Origin of the sequence: Shewanella sp. c952, assembly GCF_019654975.1 — a bacterium.
In the GTDB taxonomy this organism is placed as follows: Bacteria; Pseudomonadota; Gammaproteobacteria; order Enterobacterales; family Shewanellaceae; genus Shewanella.
This window is the reverse complement of the sequence record NZ_BPEW01000038.1, coordinates 1-17,237: the sequence shown is the minus strand read 5'-3', so window position 1 is coordinate 17,237 and position 17,237 is coordinate 1. Positions and strand designations below refer to the sequence as shown.

At 44.1% G+C, this 17,237-nt stretch carries 11 protein-coding genes; 3 read left to right on the top strand and 8 right to left on the bottom strand.

Annotated features, from left to right (window positions below; genetic code table 11):
• Nucleotides 1–78: 78 nt before the first annotated feature.
• The 3 genes from K5R16_RS18735 to rfbD all read left to right on the top strand — a co-directional run bounded on the left by K5R16_RS18735 (nucleotide 79) and on the right by rfbD (nucleotide 3,550).
• Nucleotides 79–1,578 (top strand): sigma-54 dependent transcriptional regulator, encoded by a 1,500-nt coding sequence (locus tag K5R16_RS18735; protein ID WP_220739462.1) that lies wholly within the window; start codon nucleotides 79–81, stop codon nucleotides 1,576–1,578.
• A gap of 92 nt (nucleotides 1,579–1,670) precedes the next feature.
• Nucleotides 1,671–2,414, top strand: a complete 744-nt coding sequence (locus K5R16_RS18730; RefSeq protein ID WP_220739460.1) for a phosphatase — start codon at nucleotides 1,671–1,673, stop codon at nucleotides 2,412–2,414.
• Nucleotides 2,415–2,422: 8 nt separating this feature from the next.
• Nucleotides 2,423–3,550, top strand: coding sequence for a dTDP-4-dehydrorhamnose reductase (gene rfbD / locus K5R16_RS18725; RefSeq protein ID WP_259649931.1), 1,128 nt, complete (start codon nucleotides 2,423–2,425; stop codon nucleotides 3,548–3,550).
• A 173-nt stretch (nucleotides 3,551–3,723) separates the two neighbouring features.
• On the opposite strand, the gene K5R16_RS18720 is transcribed toward rfbD, so the two are convergent.
• The 8 genes from K5R16_RS18720 to K5R16_RS18685 all read right to left on the bottom strand — a co-directional run bounded on the left by K5R16_RS18720 (nucleotide 3,724) and on the right by K5R16_RS18685 (nucleotide 17,106).
• Nucleotides 3,724–5,190, bottom strand: a complete 1,467-nt coding sequence (locus K5R16_RS18720; protein WP_220739458.1) for a capsule assembly Wzi family protein — start codon at nucleotides 5,188–5,190, stop codon at nucleotides 3,724–3,726.
• A 225-nt stretch (nucleotides 5,191–5,415) separates the two neighbouring features.
• Nucleotides 5,416–8,016: a glycoside hydrolase family 3 C-terminal domain-containing protein gene (locus K5R16_RS18715; RefSeq protein WP_259649930.1), complete on the bottom strand. Its 2,601-nt coding sequence runs from the start codon at nucleotides 8,014–8,016 to the stop codon at nucleotides 5,416–5,418.
• A 65-nt stretch (nucleotides 8,017–8,081) separates the two neighbouring features.
• Nucleotides 8,082–8,795, bottom strand: coding sequence for a DUF6445 family protein (locus tag K5R16_RS18710; RefSeq protein ID WP_220739456.1), 714 nt, complete (start codon nucleotides 8,793–8,795; stop codon nucleotides 8,082–8,084).
• A gap of 93 nt (nucleotides 8,796–8,888) precedes the next feature.
• A complete protein-coding gene (locus tag K5R16_RS18705; protein WP_220739454.1) occupies nucleotides 8,889–10,382 on the bottom strand; it encodes a tryptophan halogenase family protein in 1,494 nt (497 codons plus the stop codon).
• A gap of 31 nt (nucleotides 10,383–10,413) precedes the next feature.
• Nucleotides 10,414–11,430 carry a cupin-like domain-containing protein gene (locus tag K5R16_RS18700; RefSeq protein WP_220739452.1) on the bottom strand — a complete coding sequence of 339 codons (1,017 nt, stop codon included), beginning with the start codon at nucleotides 11,428–11,430 and terminating at the stop codon, nucleotides 10,414–10,416.
• A 44-nt stretch (nucleotides 11,431–11,474) separates the two neighbouring features.
• Nucleotides 11,475–12,230 (bottom strand): SapC family protein, encoded by a 756-nt coding sequence (locus K5R16_RS18695; protein WP_220739450.1) that lies wholly within the window; start codon nucleotides 12,228–12,230, stop codon nucleotides 11,475–11,477.
• A gap of 37 nt (nucleotides 12,231–12,267) precedes the next feature.
• A complete protein-coding gene (locus K5R16_RS18690; RefSeq protein WP_220739448.1) occupies nucleotides 12,268–13,866 on the bottom strand; it encodes a tryptophan halogenase family protein in 1,599 nt (532 codons plus the stop codon).
• A gap of 282 nt (nucleotides 13,867–14,148) precedes the next feature.
• Nucleotides 14,149–17,106, bottom strand: coding sequence for a TonB-dependent receptor (locus tag K5R16_RS18685; protein ID WP_220739446.1), 2,958 nt, complete (start codon nucleotides 17,104–17,106; stop codon nucleotides 14,149–14,151).
• Nucleotides 17,107–17,237 lie beyond the last annotated feature (131 nt).

The following is a 17,237-nucleotide window of genomic DNA, read 5'->3' as shown; positions in this document are numbered from 1 at the left end:
TGGTATCTGCCGTATCAATGGTTATGATGGTTTATCTATTTTTGGCTTCTAATACTTATTGAATAGGTTGATTTTTATATGGATATATCTAGCTCGTTTACCGCATTATTGGTAGAAGACAGCATGTCGCTTGGAGCGCTATACACTGAGTACTTACGTGCTGACGGAGCTAAAGTCACTCATGTAAATCATGGTGGTGATGCGCTTAACGAGTTAAAGCAGTGGCAACCCGATTTACTTGTACTAGATATTAAATTACCTGATATGTCGGGGATGGATATTCTTGATACCGTCCAAAAACAGTATCCGGATATTACCGTTATTATGATCACTGCCCATGGCACTATAGATCTCGCCGTCGATGCTATGCGAGCAGGTGCGTTTGACTTTCTAGTCAAACCTTTCGATGCAAAACGTCTTTCTATTACGGTTCGAAATGCCCTTAAACAGCGCCACTTGGTTAATTTGGTCGCAAAATACGAGAGCAGCCTTCCTAAACCACACTACATGGGGTTCGTTGGTGAGTCACTGGCGATGCAAACGGTTTATAAAACCATTGATTGCGTTGCAAACAGCAAAGCGTCGGCATTTATTGTCGGCGAAAGTGGTACAGGTAAAGAGGTGTGCGCCAATGCGATTCACAATGCTGGTAGCCGCAGAGATGAAGCGTTTGTTGCATTGAACTGTGCCTCAATCCCTAAAGATTTAATCGAGAGTGAAATTTTTGGCCATACCAAAGGTGCATTTACTGGTGCGGTCGCTAACCGTGATGGCGCTGCAACAAGAGCACATAATGGTACGCTGTTTCTTGATGAGATTTGCGAGATGGATCTGGAGCTGCAAAGTAAGTTGCTGCGTTTTATTCAAACCGGTGTGTTTCAGCGAGTGGGTGGTGCAAAAGAGGAGAAAGTCGACGTACGCTTTGTCAGTGCCACTAACCGAGCACCGTGGGATGAAGTTAAAGCGGGTCGATTCAGGGAAGATCTTTTTTACCGTTTGCATGTTATCCCTATTGAGCTGCCACCGTTAAGAATGCGTGGCAAAGATATTCTGTTGCTGGCAACTAAGTTACTCAAAGAGTACAACAAAGAGGAAGGTAAGCAGTTCAAGCACTTTAGCGCTGATACAAAGCAATGCCTCAAGAACTACCAATGGCCAGGCAATGTTAGGCAACTGCAAAATGTGATAAGGCAAGTTGTGGTGCTCAATGATGCTGAAATCGTCGAGCTTGATATGCTCCCGGTACAGGTAACAGCCAATATCGACCTTAAGCAGCTCGCGCCGCAAGCGCAAAGCGCTACGCCGCTGTTTGCAGAACCAGCAGCGCCTTCACTAGTCAAAGGCTCTATTGAAGTTCAAGGTAGTTTAACTGAAGCTCAAGATATTGCTGCTGTTGCGCCAGCTGCTGATATTGTCCCTTTATGGATCACTGAGAAACAAACCATTGAAGATGCAATAGCCTTTTGCGATGGTAACGTTCCTAAGGCTGCGGCCTTGTTAGACATCAGTGCCTCAACGATTTACCGCAAACGTCAAAGCTGGGAAGAGTTAGAAAGTAGCTTAAGTCACGAGGGCTAGCGCTCACTTTTATCTTGTTAGGATATAGAGTTAGATCCACTAAAAGAGTAGACTTCTGGTCTACTCTTTTTTGTTTGAGCCCGAGGCCGCTGATGAAGTTTCTAGTCGATACCCACGCCCATACCATAGCTTCAACTCATGCTTACAGTACGTTACATGACTATTTAAATGTTGCCAAAGAGAAAGGTATTAAACTGTTCGCCATCACTGACCATGGTCCGGATATGGCTGATGCGCCGCATTTTTGGCATTTTGTAAATATGCGAGTGTTACCACGGGTTGTTGATGGTGTTGGCGTGCTTCGAGGGATTGAAGCTAACATTAAAAATCAGCAGGGGGAAATTGATTTTTTCGGTGATTATTTACAACAGCTCGATATCGTATTGGCGGGCTTTCATGAACCCGTTTTTCCGCCATCAACAGCAGCTAATCATACGCAAGCCCTTATCAACTGTATTGAAAGTGGTAAGGTCGACATTATTAGCCACCCAGGCAATCCAGCATATCCGATTGATATTAAAAAAGTGGCTCAAGCTGCAGCAAAAAATAATGTAGCGCTAGAGATCAATAACTCCTCATTTTTAACGTCTCGAAAAGGCAGTGAAAAAAGCTGTACCGCGATAGCTCAGGCGGTGAAAGAAGCGGGCGGATTGTTAGTGATGGGCTCAGATTCTCATGTTGCATTCAGCCTAGGTGATTTTGATAAAGCCGTTGAGGTGATTGAAGCTGTGCAATTTCCTATTGAGCGACTGCTTAATCGCAGCCCAGAAGCTCTGTTGTGTTTCCTATCTGCAAGAGGCCACGACTCACTTGATGAGTATGCCGAGCTTTTATGAGAGCTTCTATGATTGCTCCTAGGAAAGTTCCCATTAAAATATTAGTAACGGGTGGCAATGGTCAATTAGCTCAGTCGTTAGCATTAATCGCTCACCTAAGTGATGCAAAAGTGAAAGGTGGGTCTTTTACTCGTATGACAGCTCAAACTATGCAGGCCTTAGTCAATATCTTACCTGAAGCTACAAACTGCTTGAGGGAACAAGATGAATTGCACCTGTTTTCACACCGAGAGTTAGATATTTGCAACTCTGTTGCCATAGATGCCTCTTTTAAACAGCTAAAACCAGATGTGGTGATTAACTGCGCGGCATATAATGCCGTTGATAATGCTGAAACTGACCCTGAAAGTGCTGTTAAGGTTAATGTTGAGGGGCCTAAATTACTGGCGGAGCGCTGTAAACGTGACGGAGTAATGCTGGTTCATATCTCTTCAGACTTTGTCTTTTCTGGTGAGAAACATTCACCTTATAACGAACAAGATACTCCATCACCACTTTCTGTGTACGGTAATAGTAAGCTCGCAGGTGAATTGGCTGTACGACAGGTTTTAGGCGAGCAGGCTTATATTATCCGAACCAGCTGGCTCTATAGCTGCCAAGGGGATAATTTTGTTCATACCATGCAGAAGTTGTTTGCAGCAAAGGAGCAATTATCAGTTATTGCCGATCAATATGGTACGCCGAGCTGGGCTGAAGCGCTGGCGGTCATTATTTTTAAGCTGATAAAGCAAAAAGAAGCGGTTAATTGTGCTGCTAACTTAAGTGCAAGCTTATGTGCGGGCTTAGATACTCATTTTACGGGTCGAACTGTCAGCGATAGTGTTGCTTCCAACCGTTTGTTTCACTATGCAGCAGCGAGCAGCTGCTCTTGGTTTGAGTTTGCGCAAGAGATTCAGCGTTTGCGACTAGTGAGTAATAAATCTAAAAAAGCTCATTGCAACATTAAACCAATTAGCACTTTATCTTGGCAAGCTGGTCATGAACAGGTATTGGCTAGAAGGCCTAAACAGAGCGCGCTTAATAATGAAAGTGTGTGCCAGCAGTTAGATGTTCGACAAGGAAGTGTGTTGAAGGCTAAATGGCAACAGCAACTCAAAGGCATGTTAGATTTTCAACAGATTATCATCGCTAATTGAAACGAGTATGAGCTCTTTTTAAGATGAAAATAAAAAAGGCAAAAGTAGAGCGCTACTTTTGCCTTTCTATCTTGCTAGAGCCTAGACGTTCTAATACCCAAGCTTAGAGCCTAGACGCTCTAATACCCAAGCTTAGAGCCTCTAACACCCAAGGCTAGAACTATTGCTCAAGCTTAAAAGCTTCTTTCCCAACCCGCGTACAAGGTTGCATCCCAGTCGTCGCCACCAGAGGTAACATACTCACTGTAACTGACTGTGCCACCCACTTTCAGAGTACCTTGATAAAACGGTCTATGGTAGCTGGTATCATATTGGTATACCCGTTCATACTCGCCAGGTGAAACCGGGTTTCCACCATCAGGTAGTCCGTTATCAATGCCGTCAGTATTGAGGCGCAACCAACGTAGTTTATTGGTAATGCTTTGACCACCACCTAGCTGAGTGATACCACCGACAACTAACGTCTCTGAATCATTATCATAGGTGCTGCCTAAGCTGCGGCCGTAATAGCGGTATCCGCTTTGATAAAAGCCGTGTTCATACATGCAGTTGTATGCTTGTGGATCGATACCACATGCAACCTTTGTATCTGAATATTCTAAGAAGATCCGAGTATTGATATCGGTTAATACAAAGTCGATACCGCCCATGTTGGCGGCATTGATCAGTTTGTTTTTACCATTGTGGTAATCTTCATGGGTGCGCTCATAGTAGATACCGTATGGAATGCCAAAGGCGGTATCTGACCAGCGAAAATCATAGCCTGCCAGCATGTTTTCTTGGCCATTTTCTAAATCACCTTCATGGCCGCCACCATTAGATAACCCATCCCACCAATCACTTAGGCTATTACCGTAACCTTCGCCGCCCCATTGCATGGTCCATGAGAAACCAACTTCTAATTTTGAAATTGGTCTTATTGTACCGCGAGCGCCCCAGTGTTGAGTATCAGGCACATAACGGTCGCTTTCCATTTGACTGAATGCGGTAGTGAAAGTCCAAGGGCCAATCCAGTTCAACCAGGGTGTTTCAAAGGCTTGGCTGTTATTGCGGCTTAAGGTAATACCGGGCATTGGGCGAGCATTAGTGGTTTGGATTAAACCGCTATCCCAGCCAGGTCCCCAGTACTTTTGTTGTGCGCCAGCGCTAACGATCCAGTTTCCTAGCTTTACTGCAGCAAAACTGTCATCTAGGCGAGTACTGTTACCGTCAATGGGATCTGCATGATAGCTTGCCGAAAGACGGCCGCTGAACCAATCTTTAGTGACTTCAGCGCTAACAGTGCCTTCACCTTTATCACGGTAATCTTGGCCAAAGCCAATAAATCGGGTGGTATCGGTGCTACCTGCAAGTTCTACTTTAGTGCTAAAACCGCGATGATCTTTAGCATAAGCTTGATTGACTCGCTCAAACGCGCTGCGTTGAATATTGGAAAGCTTAGTGGGGTCAGCCTTGTCCAAATCCTGTTTTAACCCGTCCCACATTAATGGATAAGTGGTGATAGGTTGGACAATAATGCCAGTATCAGAAAGTAGTTGGATATCGGCTCTAAGTGGCAAGTCTGTTGGCTCCACCCACCATGCAGCTTGTACTGAACTGCAGCCGAAAATGAATAGTCCTGCTAATAATTTAAGTTTCATTGGGATCCCTTCTGTCAATGAAGCGCATTCTAGAGTATTTCACTAAAATCTGACAGTGGAGAATGACTAGTTATTCACTATTAGCAGCAAGTAGTAGTAACTATGTTGCTGATACTTTGAGCTGCTGGTGGTTTTTGTGGTTGAAGTGTTAAAGATGAGGGGAGGGGGAATATCGCTTTAATATCAATAGACAATATTAAAGCGATACTAGGGGCTATTTGCAGGTTATTTAAGGGTAAAAGAGTCACGCAGATGGATGAAATCTAAACTCGTGCCAATTAACACTTCAAACTCTCCAGCTTCTGCTAACCAATCGTTTGATTTTTCATCCCAAAAAGACAGATCGCGTTGATTAAGCTGCATATTAACTTGCTGGCTTTCACCTGGTTGTAGGCTGACTTTTACAAAGCCCTTAAGCTCTTTTGCCGGTCGCTCAACGCTGGCCTTTTTATCATGTAAATACAGTTGCACTACTTCAGCACCAGCTACTTTACCAATGTTGGTTACAGTGACTGAAACATTAAGCGTATCATTGAGGTTGATGGCCTTGTTAGAAAGCTTGATATTACTGAGGGTAAAGTTGCTGTAAGACAGGCCATGGCCAAAACTAAACAGTGGTTTAATGTTTTGTTTTTCGAACCAACGGTGACCTATAAAGACTCCCTCAGAGTAGAGTGACTCGACCGCGTTATAATCATTTAAGGCAATTGGCGCGGTATCTTGCAGTTTTTTAGGTAATGTGAAAGGCATCTTGCCACTTGGGTTTACATCGCCAAACAGCATGTCAGCAACGGCATGACCGCCTTCCATACCGCTATAGGAGTTCCAAACGATGGCTGAAGCTTTGTCCACCCAAGGCATTTCGATTGCGCTACCTGCGGTGATAAACACTACGGTATTAGGGTTGGCGGCAATCAGCTTGTTGATCATCTCATCTTGTTGATTAGGGAGCACCAGATCCGCTCTATCAATAGACTCTCTATCATCGCTGTGGCTAAGGCCACCGAAATAGATCACCGCATCGGCATTTTTTGCTGCCGTTAAATACTCATCTTCAGCATTAAAAAGTTTATTAGGCGTATCCCAGCCTAGGGTATAGCCTTCACTGCCGCTGTAGTCGATTTCGAACTGGTAATCTTTATTTTGCACCAGTGAGATATTCTTGCTTAACACTTCGCTTGAACTTCCATCAAACTGCATCACTGATTTGCCATCGATCTTAATATTCAATTTACCTTTAGCGGTTACTTTTAAAGTATGAACACCGGATTTCAGTGGCTTTATTGCTGCTTTCATGGTGATGAATTGAGCTGTACCAGCGGCAATTAGACTTGAGGGTTTAAACTCTGAGTCGGCTATCCAAGACTCTTCGATAAGTTGTTGACGGTTTTCATCGGTAAAGTAACTAATATTCCACGATGGCGTACCAGTCCAGTGCCGAGTGGCTAGGTAATCGTTGCTAATTGGCGCAAGTTTACTGCTTTGAGCGCGCATGACTGTAATATTCGCTTTGCCCGCAAGTTTACCTTTAAGGCCTTGCAGCGGCGTGACCTCATAAAGTGATTTTACCTCTGATGAACCGCCACCTAAGCCATGTTTCTTATCAAGGTTAGGACCAAGGACGAGAATGTTTTTTACTTTATCTTGTACAAACGGCAATACTTGGCGGCTATTTTTAAGCAACACAATGCCTTCTTCGGCAATTTTTCTGGCTGCGGCACGGTGGGCGATAATATTACGTTGGCCAGCAAGGCGGTAGTTATCCATCATACCGATACTGAGCTGCACCCTGAGTATTCGCCTGACTTTATCATCGAGTGCGGCCACTGGCACTTTACCAGCATTGATCATTTTGATTAGAGGATCGGCAAGAAAGTAGTCTTTGTAATGAGCGACATCAGTACCCATCTCAAGATCTAAACCGTTGACGGCAGCTTCATAAGTATTGATATCTACATTCCAATCAGTCACCAGCAAGCCTTTATAACCCCATTCTCCTTTAAGGATATCCATGACTAGGTGCTTACTTTGGTTCGCGTTAGTGCCTCTAAATTCATTGTATGAACCCATCATGGCGTAAACGTTAGCTTGTTTTACGGCAGCTTCAAAGGCGGGCAGGTACACTTCGCGTAAAGTACGTTCGTCTGGTTTAGCATTAACCCCTGTGCGGTTTAGCTCTTGAGTATTGAGGGCGTAATGTTTGATAGTGGCGGCAACATCGTTTTTTTGAATGGCTCTAATTTGCGGAACCACAAGTTTCGATGCCAAATAGGGATCTTCTCCCAGATACTCAAAGTTACGGCCATAAAGCGGTAATCTCGCCAAATTAACGCCAGGTCCGAGGATCAGATCTTTACCGCGGTGACGTGCTTCGCTGCCGAGCACTGCGCCATGCAAGGTCGCCATATCGGTATTCCAACTCGCTGCGACCGCAGTTAATACCGGCAGATAAGTTGAGTAATCACTGGTCCAATTTGCCGAGTTCCAGCTATTACGCTCGATTTCATGGCGAACACCGTGTGGCCCATCAGATAGCCACATTTCGTGGACACCAAGGCGCTCAATAGCGGCAGTAGTAAATTTGCCATTGGCGTGTACCAAGGATACCTTTTCGGCCAGTGTCATTTGCAGTAAAAGAGTTTGAACTGTTTGCTCTACTTTATTTAAACGCTGTTGCAGTAATGGGCGGCTTGGCTCTACTAACCCAACATCATCATAAATAGATTGTTTTACTTTAGTTTCTGCCACCACCATTGGGGCTGTAACGAGCAGGCTCGAAATAATAAAGCTGCTAAGGGTTAGATTCTCAATGGTCGGACGCTTCATTCTAAATTCCATATTAGTTTGGTGGAGTGGTGATGGGATTAAAGCCGTTATTTTTCGACAAATAGTTATTGAAAGTCGATAAATATATTGGCTGTAAGCCTGCCTGTGTCAGGGCTGTTGTCGATATCCTTAGCTGGGTTTACTATGCTGGAGTGTAGTAAATTGCCTGGATATATCACTAGTCTGTTTGGGCGGTATTGAATCTGCTCATATAGGTCAAAATGATGATTACTCTGGTTACAGTAACCTTGCTTGGGCTCACCATTTAACTCATTGTGTTTTTGCGCAGCATCAAAGTAGGGCTGGCAGCGTTGCTCGCTGATCCGCTCCCATTGGGTAGGTTTATGTCGAAAGAAACCAGTAGGCCCATGCTCATTAGGGTTTAAGTAATGCATGATGGCAAAGTAATAGGGTTTGGGCGTATCGAAATGCGGCATTCTTTGTAAGGTCGATAGCGCTGATTCTTCACGAGTGATCAGTGATAAAAATAGGCTCTGAGGCTTGAGTCGTAACTGTCGCGGAATGTTATAACACTGATAGATCCCTTGAAAAACAGCATCGATCACTGCTTTGACGTATTCACGGGGTAGTTTTGCCCTGATCCCTGGATAATAGGAGTTCAGGTCGTCTTTAAAATCTGCCTCTGTGGTGGCATAAGTAATAATATCATCAGTGCTTAAACTAAAGTTATCTATGATGACGACAGGCGTTTGTTCCTCACCGATTAAGATCACTTTTGGCATGGCTGCAGGGTTAACGCTAATCATATTTTGCTGCATTTTAATGTAACCCGCCTAACTGTTATTACGTCTATTGTGTATATGGTTCAATGTAGCCCTATGGTTTAAGGCTACATTGACCGACTTTGATGGCTACATCATTGGCGATTTGCAGTAATGCTGAATAAAATCATAATGGTGTGGCAGGTTGTCATTCTTGCGCTTCACCACACTCTTAATGTTATTCAAAAAGGCCTTAAGCTCTTCATCTTCCATCATGTCAACAATCGGGTGATATTGCTTAGGCTCGATACCTTGGCCTAACATCACTTGGATCCAAGAACTTTCACCGAACAGTTCATTGGGATACTTGTACACTTTGGCTGCAGCAGCAAACATCTCTAACCGATGAGCAAGCGATTCAGGTATTGGCATACTTGAGCAGTAACGCCAGAACTTGCTGTCTCGTCTTTGGGTGACGTGATAGTGCAAGATAATGAAGTCGCGTACGTTATCGGTTTCAAACTTCGTCTGCGCGTTAAATTCGTCAATATCAGCTTGCACTAAACCTTGCGCTGGAAACATCTGCATTAAGCGCACAATACCGCGTTGAATAAGGTGAATGCTGGTGGACTCAAGAGGTTCAATAAAGCCACTTGATAGCCCGATAGCGACACAGTTTTTATTCCAGTGCTTGCGTCTAGTGCCGGTCTTGTATTTGATGACCCGAGGCTCAGTAAGTAGGTCGCCCTCAATATTATCGAGTAATAACTGCTTTGCTTGCTCATCAGTCATATATTTACTGCAAAATACCAGTCCGTTACCGGTGCGGTTTTGCAGCGGAATACGCCACTGCCAACCCGATTCACGCGCTATAGAGCGGGTATAGGGAACAGGTGTACTGGTGGTGGTTGTTTGCACTGCAATTGCACTGTCACAAGGCAACCAATGGGACCAATCTTCAAAGCCAGTATGCAATGCATCTTCAATCAACAAGCCTCTAAAACCGGTACAATCGATAAAGAGATCGCCTTCAACTAACTGACCAGAGGCCAACAATAGGCTCTCGATTTGGCCATCTTGTTGATTGAGGTTTACCTCAGTGATCTTACCTTCAATGCGGTTGATACCATGTTGCTCAGCAATTTTTCTAAGGAATTTAGCGTATAGCCCCGCATCAAGGTGATAAGCATGGTTTAAGTCTTGATTCGGCAGTACTGCAAATTTGCCAGTGCGAGATCCAAGATGTTCGGCGCAGTAGTCACCAATTTCACTGGCAAAGCCTTTTTCACGGCCTTTTAGCCAAAAATGTTGAAATCCAGCTGCCCAACAATCCTTACCTAAGAAACCAAAAGAGTGCAGGTAGTCTTGTGTTTCATCGCGCCAATTTTCAAAGGATATCGCCAATTTAAAGGTGGCGTTGGTCGCCGCCATAAACTCTTGCTCGTTAATCCCCAGTAACCGATGAAATACATGCAAGGTTGGGATAGTGGCCTCACCAACACCAACGGTTGGAATATCGTCGGATTCAATTAGGCTGATATTAAGGTTTTTACCTAGTAGTTTTGACAGCGCCGCAGCAGCCATCCAACCTGCAGTGCCGCCACCGGCAATGACGACATTTTTAATCGGTTTATTTGTATTCATCATATGTCCTTAATCAGCGTAAACGAATGGCTCAGCGCTTTAATTTATTCTGTAATTCAGCACGTAATTTGCGTGCTGATAATTCATCAATAGGCAGCGACAGCATTCCTTGGGCATGTTCAGCAATATGGTCAGTATCGTGCAGTTCATGTTCAAAAACATAGTGGTTAAACATCGCTTGCCAGGCTTTACGCTGGGCTATCGGTAAGCTTCGTAGGCTTAAAATGGCATGTTGCAGTGCATTCGTTGGTCTGCCCATATACGCTGCCGAGTCTCGCCACCAGTGAGTGACTAGCACATTAATGGCATCAAGTGCTTCGACATGGTGCCACCACATACTGGGTATAAAGAGCGCATCACCTGGTTCAAGTTCAGCAACTTGCGCCGCTTCAATTGCCTGTTGAAACTTTGGATGCTTGTCAAAGTTAGGCGCGTGAAAGTCAACCATGCTGATGTCCTGTCCACCGGGAGATAACTCCATCGGCCCCACGTACAAGTTGTCTATCTGCTCTGGTGGAAACAGGGTAAAGCGACGACGACCAACAGCAGAACAAGCAAGGTTATTGGGAAAATCAAAATGCGCGGCAATTCGACTTTTATTACCTATCCAAACACTGGTTAATGGTTTTATATCGTCTATTGCGAGTGGGTTGTCGGCTGCAAACCCTGGTAGCCATCGGTTAACTTCGGTAGAGCCGACATACAGTGTTGGTGGCGTTTCGTCGTCTATATGTGATAATAGCTTGTCAAACACCTGCCTTAAATCAACCTGACTGGCTCTAAAGTTAAAGCCAGTGAGTTGCTCGTTATAAAAGACTCTTCCTTGGTGCTCGCTGTCGCCAAAACAAGCTGTTACCGGCACGCCACTGTAGAACTTAAGTAAATAATCAATCGCGGCTTGGGTAGATTGCTTACCTGCTTGAACCAATGGCCACTCGGCAGCAAAGTCTTTTAAGATCAGCGGTTGCGTCGACGATAAGACAAAATCAGGAATATCGCCTGGTTTGCAATTACTTATCTGTTTGACGTTCTTTTCGACTGCTAACATAAGTACACCTTATTCTGTAACCGCTTACATCAATGGGTAAAAAACTACTGTTCTATCTGCTTGTTTTTCTTATCCAATAGTGTGCGAATATTGGCTTGTGAGGCTATGGTCATATAGATGGCTTGTAGATAACCTTTGTCATGCAGCTCAGCTAAATTATCACTTGAAAGTGTTTTTAGTTTGTCTTCGTTGACGGTATAGAAACCAATCATTTGGTGCTTGCTGCCGTTATTGAGCTCAACATCTAAAGTAAAAGATTCAAGCAATTCAAATTTAAGTAGCGCTTCAACAAAGCTGTCACTGTCTTCCAATCCGTTATGGATGACATCTAGCATATCCGCGGCAGTATCGAGAAAGGGCGTATTTCCACCAAACTCAAGGAACAGTGGTTCGCCTTGCTCGGTGCTCACTCTTGGATTATTGAGATCAATGTGCAGTACTCGCTGTGTTTTCTGTACGCCATCTTCCATTATGTTTTGACTACCGATCAAAAATGGCTGACGTCTTATGGCCAAAGGGACGTAAGATGCCTGCCAATGACCGTTTTCTAAAAATAAGTTCTCTTGATCTTTAAAGCCAAACAGCGCCACAGAGAAGAAACGACCCGTTTGTGGATCTTTTTGGAAGAAAATAGGGTAGTGGGCTTGTACACTTCTGAATTCAACAGGGAAGGTCAATGAATACCAAACATTATCGCCATAATGCGCAGAGTGTTCGGTGATAACCTTGAGATCTTTATGTTCAATGCTGTTGAGCAGGACGTTGTTGTTCGGCGTTTGGGTCGTGGCTTGTGCGGTCATTTTGACTCCTTTTTATTTTTTATAGTTGCTTTAGTCGTTATATTTTAGGAAAACCAAATTGATGAACTTTATCGAGTAGTGCTCTATTGCTTGGCAGTGCTGAAAGCAATTGATGACTACGTTGATTATTTTGTTGAAACAGTGCCATGGCCTTTTCTTGCTCTGCTAGCTTTATGTAGCGTGGTGGCGCACTGTTAAAGCCCATACCAAACAGCACATATTGAAAGCTAGCCGCTGGAAATAACGCTTCGGTTTCAGTGATATCGTAAGAGTAGGGCTGTTGATCCTGCCACAGCGCTATTTGTTGCTGTAAAGACTGCGGTATTGAGGCTATGTCTCGATTGTCATGCCAATAATCGGAGTCGTCACGTTGACTGATGACATAATGCAGTTTGAGAAAGTCGACCACCTGACGCCAGCGCTGTATAAACTTTTCATTGAAACGTTTGGCCACTAACTCCATTGCTTGACGGTTTTGTGGCAACTGTTCGCTGATCATCTTTGCTGATTGTTCAATGAGTGCGAGTGCTGATGCTTCTAGCGGCTCTATAAAGCCTGCGGCAATGCCCACTGCAACACAGTTTTTATGCCAAAAGTGGGCTCTGTGACCGGGGGTAAATGTTATTTTCCTAAGCGATGCCGACTCTGCCTGTGATTTGCTCATACTTGATAACAGGTAACTACGTAACTCGCTTTCAGCGTGGTCATCATCAGTATGCTTGCTAGAGTATACGTAACCGACGCCACGGCGTGAGGGCAGGCCTATATCCCAAATCCAACCAGACGATTGCGCAGTTGAATGTGTGCAAGAGCTAATGGCGCTTTGTTGGTTTTCATAGGGCACTTGTACCGCTAAGGCTGAGTCATTAAACAGCACCGATTTTTTCTCAATGAAAGGCACTTGATAGTGCTCGCCAATAAGTAATGATTTAAAACCGCTACAATCAATAAAAAGATCGCCACTAATGGTGCCATTGGATTTTGTATTTAGCGCTGCAATATCGCCGTTGTCCTGACTACTTACAGATTCAACATGATCGACAATATGCTGCACGCCAAGCTTTTGGCTGCAATGACGCTGCAGAAACTGAGCAAATTTTCCGGCATCTAAATGGTAACCATAATTGGCATTGCACTCATACTCAGGCGTAGAAATGAGTTTAGGTGCGCAGCCTTGATCGCAAAGCCTGCCTTGATAAGTTACCGCATTAGTAAATGAAACTTGCTGTTTATGGGCTTGCCAATGCTTAGCGAGATTAATCTCGTGAAACTGACTTGGTAGAGAAAACGGATGATAATAGTTTTGGCTGTCGATCGGGGCTTTATCCGAGCTTGCTGTAGCGGGTGCGTGTAACCAATCGATAAATTTTGAGCCTTGCTTGAAACTGGCGTCACACTCAATCATAAATTCGGTTTCAGAAATGCCCATTTTTTTGAGCGTACCGCGCATTGAAGGCCAAGTACCTTCGCCGACACCGATGGTGGGCACCTGTGGTGATTCAATAAGAATAACTTCAAGGGTACGTTGTGATGGGGTTGCAGCAACATCAATATGCTCAGCAGCAATAACTCCTGCGGTGAGCCAACCTGCAGCTCCGCCACCTACAATGATCACTCTTTTAATGTCGTTGTTCATACTGCTCGACCTATTATTTATTTTTATTAAGTCACTCTTTTACAGTGTTTATCTATATTGGGTTAATTGGTTTTTCGGTTTGTTACAACTAATTAACCTTTGCCAATATAACCTTGCTGTAGGAGTAGATCCAGTCACTTTATGTATCAAGATTTACTTTGAAGATGTAAAGCTTGAGACCATCGAATGGTGGGTCAAAATGGCTTAATAAAAATATTATTAATACTTAAATAAAAAAGAGAAGATGAAGCCACAGCATTGGTTTCATCTTCTCTATACGCTCTAGAAGGTGTAGCGCGCGCCTAAGCTATAGCGTGCACCTGTTTGAGTCAGATTTAGCACCTGTTGATTAGCACGGCCATGGACTCGGGTATATTCGTTGGTAATGTTCAAACCTTCGAAAAACACCGTTAGGCCTTCAAGTGATTCAATATCGTAGCTAACATTAAAATCGACTTGAGAATAAGCTTCTGTGTATTGCGGGTTTGCGCCAGTACCTTGGCCGCGAGAACTTAAAAACTCATCACGCCAGTTGTAGGCAACACGTGCTTGGAAGCCGTAATTGTCATAGATTGCGATAAGGTTCGCGGTATCACTGATATTTGTTTCAACAGCTTGATCTTCTAGTAAATAGTTATTATAGCTATCACCAGCGTCAACCAAGGTGTAGTTACCTATCACACCCAAACCGGACTCGCCAAAGAAATGCTGAATAGCAAATTCCCAACCATCAATAGTTGTTTTATCTTTACTGTTTGCAGGCGTATCTAAGTCAAATAGCAAGGTATTATCTTCGGCAGAGTTGCCCGAGATAATGCCGTTTGCAACATCAACAAATGGATCATTTGGATAGTTGTCAAAAATCCACTGACGAATATTACCAGCATCGGTGCCAACGGCTGCTACAGCGGCATCATATTTTGCTCCGTCCGTTGGGTTGGCAATGTTGTAAATATCAGATTCGACTTTGACATTATCGATACCGTTAACAGTGTCTTTTCTAAAGTAACCCACAGACATGTAACTGGTTTGCGAGTAGTACCACTCTGCTGACAAGTCGTAGTTTGTAGATTCAAGTGGTAATAAGCTTGGGTTACCCGTTGTACCACTGCCACCTGCACGGTTAGCGAGTGTTCCAACAACGGTTCCACCTTGAATAGAGGTGTAGTCTGGGCGACCAATCGTCTCACTGTAGGCTGCACGTAACATCACATCTTCAACAACTTCGATGTTGAAGTTAACATTTGGTAAGTAGTAATCGTAATCGCCAGTTTGAGTTTGGAATACTTGGTCACCAGTAGCAACTAGCGCAATTTCGGTATCCGCTATCCAATCTGCGCCATCATAGCTGGCTACAGCAGAGGTTGAAGTGACATCAGTTTTCTCGTAGCGAAGTCCGACATGGATGTCGTATGGCATGTCGCCAAACTCAGATTCAAAGTTATACTGAATATAAGCTGATGTTGATTCTTCTTCGGTATAACGGTCTACGTCCATCGCATATTGAGTCGATGGGCAAAAATCAGTACCACAATCACCTGCGCCAACATAACCCGCTGCCGTATAAAGCTCTTCTGCACGGCCACGCACCGCATCAAAGTCCCAGAAGAATATGGTATCTAGTAGATCGAAGTCACCGTCAGCATCAGCAAAGTTACCTTTGCTGGCATCAAACTTGTCATGGATGGTATCTGCAGGGAACCACTCATCTTCAAAATCTCCCTCTTGACCCACACCACCCCAATCATTGCGCTGTACATTGACTGCTTGAGAGTGATTGTTGACATCGGTTAGCGCGATACCAAAATCAATGCTGCCTGAATGTTCAAACAGATATTCACCATCTAACTGGTACTGATCAATTTCTGATTTATTACGAGAGTTGCCAAATACACTACCGGTAACGCGCATGTCCGATGGCTTAATATTATTGCCATTGCCGACAGCTAGTGCTGGTAGGTCTTTTGAGAAATCAGTGGCTGCGCTAGTACGTATAAAGCCGGCGGTGCTCAGTGTATTGCTGCTACCGTAGATATGATTGGGTTTGTTTTCTGCATCAGACTTATGCATGTCTAATGTTAGATTTAAATTGTCGCTGACCTGCCAATCAAGGTTAAGGCCTAAAGAACCACTTTCGTTACGCACGCCGTAATCACCAGCTGCCATAGAGAGATCTTGAGGGCTATCATAGTTTTCAGAATAAACCAGAGGCGATGAAACTGGGCCGTCAGTCCAAGTATTTTCTGAAGGTGCAAAGGTAAACCAGGCAGATACATCGTTATACTGGGTGTCGATATCATTACGCATATAAGTGTAATCAAGCGTCGCAACCAAAGAATCAACAGGACTGTATTGCAGTACTAACTGGCCGTTAGTACGGGTACGTTGCTGCTCTTCAAAACGATATATTGTAGTTTGTGGAACTGAATAGATATCATCATCACCAGGTCGATTGACTTGATTATCTTTTTGTACGCCGCCCCAGTCAGTAGTATTGTCTGCGCTACCAGGAAAGCTTCTCCAACCCGTGCCGACTTGCGCCTGTTGGTTACCACTTTCACGCTCTTGGTAGCTGGCAGAGATTGAGATACCAAACTTGTCATCTGCGAAAGTATTTGAATATAAACCCGAAAGCTCAGGGGTAATGCTACCTTTATCAGTTGATGTATCATCAACCGCTTTCGCGCCAAATGTTGCTTTCAGACCTGGAGTATTGAATGGGCGATGAGTTAATACATCAATCGTCGCACCAATACCGCCAGTAGGGCTTGAAGCTACACTGGTTTTTCTTATCTCTACACCACTAATAGACTCTGAAGCTATGTTGGCAAAGTCAAATGAACGAGAGCCTGTTGTCACCGGCATTTGACGGCCATTGAGTAAAACTAGGTTACGATCTGCACCGAAACCGCGAACAGAGACGCGACTACCTTCACCATTTTGACGATCGATAGAGACGCCCGGAATTCGTTGCATCGATTCTGCTAAGTTTGAATCTGGCATTTTACCGATGTCTTCAGCTGAAATAGCATCGACGATACCGTCAGATGATTTCTTGACGTCCATTGATTTGACTAAACTGCCACGAATACCTGTTACAGCAATGACTTCCATATTCTCATTGGCTGCGTTTTCTGTATCTTCTGCTTCAGCCGCATAAACCGGTGCCAACGTTGATGCACTTAGCACCAACGACAAGCTAGTTGCTAGCCTCGTCTTTTTAAATAGTTGTTGTTTCATCTCTATCCCCCAGAGTCATTCAATCATAGTTTTAATTTTTCTCTAAATGTAAGCGCTTACAAAAAAGTTTAAAAAAAATAACTAGACCACTTTGTAAGCGCTTCCACAAACCTAGGGTAATTTGTGATCAA

Excerpts from the sequence above, each read along its gene's own strand:
- K5R16_RS18710 (WP_220739456.1), bottom strand. The coding sequence starts at position 8,795 with ATGCAGCAAAATATGATTAGCGTTAACCCTGCAGCCATGCCAAAAGTG.
- rfbD (WP_259649931.1), top strand. The coding sequence starts at position 2,423 with ATGATTGCTCCTAGGAAAGTTCCCATTAAAATATTAGTAACGGGTGGC.
- K5R16_RS18690 (WP_220739448.1), bottom strand. The coding sequence starts at position 13,866 with ATGAACAACGACATTAAAAGAGTGATCATTGTAGGTGGCGGAGCTGCA.
- K5R16_RS18720 (WP_220739458.1), bottom strand. The coding sequence starts at position 5,190 with ATGAAACTTAAATTATTAGCAGGACTATTCATTTTCGGCTGCAGTTCA.
- K5R16_RS18715 (WP_259649930.1), bottom strand. The coding sequence starts at position 8,016 with ATGAAGCGTCCGACCATTGAGAATCTAACCCTTAGCAGCTTTATTATT.
- K5R16_RS18695 (WP_220739450.1), bottom strand. The coding sequence starts at position 12,230 with ATGACCGCACAAGCCACGACCCAAACGCCGAACAACAACGTCCTGCTC.
- K5R16_RS18705 (WP_220739454.1), bottom strand. The coding sequence starts at position 10,382 with ATGAATACAAATAAACCGATTAAAAATGTCGTCATTGCCGGTGGCGGC.
- K5R16_RS18730 (WP_220739460.1), top strand. The coding sequence starts at position 1,671 with ATGAAGTTTCTAGTCGATACCCACGCCCATACCATAGCTTCAACTCAT.
- K5R16_RS18685 (WP_220739446.1), bottom strand. The coding sequence starts at position 17,106 with ATGAAACAACAACTATTTAAAAAGACGAGGCTAGCAACTAGCTTGTCG.
- K5R16_RS18700 (WP_220739452.1), bottom strand. The coding sequence starts at position 11,430 with ATGTTAGCAGTCGAAAAGAACGTCAAACAGATAAGTAATTGCAAACCA.
- K5R16_RS18735 (WP_220739462.1), top strand. The coding sequence starts at position 79 with ATGGATATATCTAGCTCGTTTACCGCATTATTGGTAGAAGACAGCATG.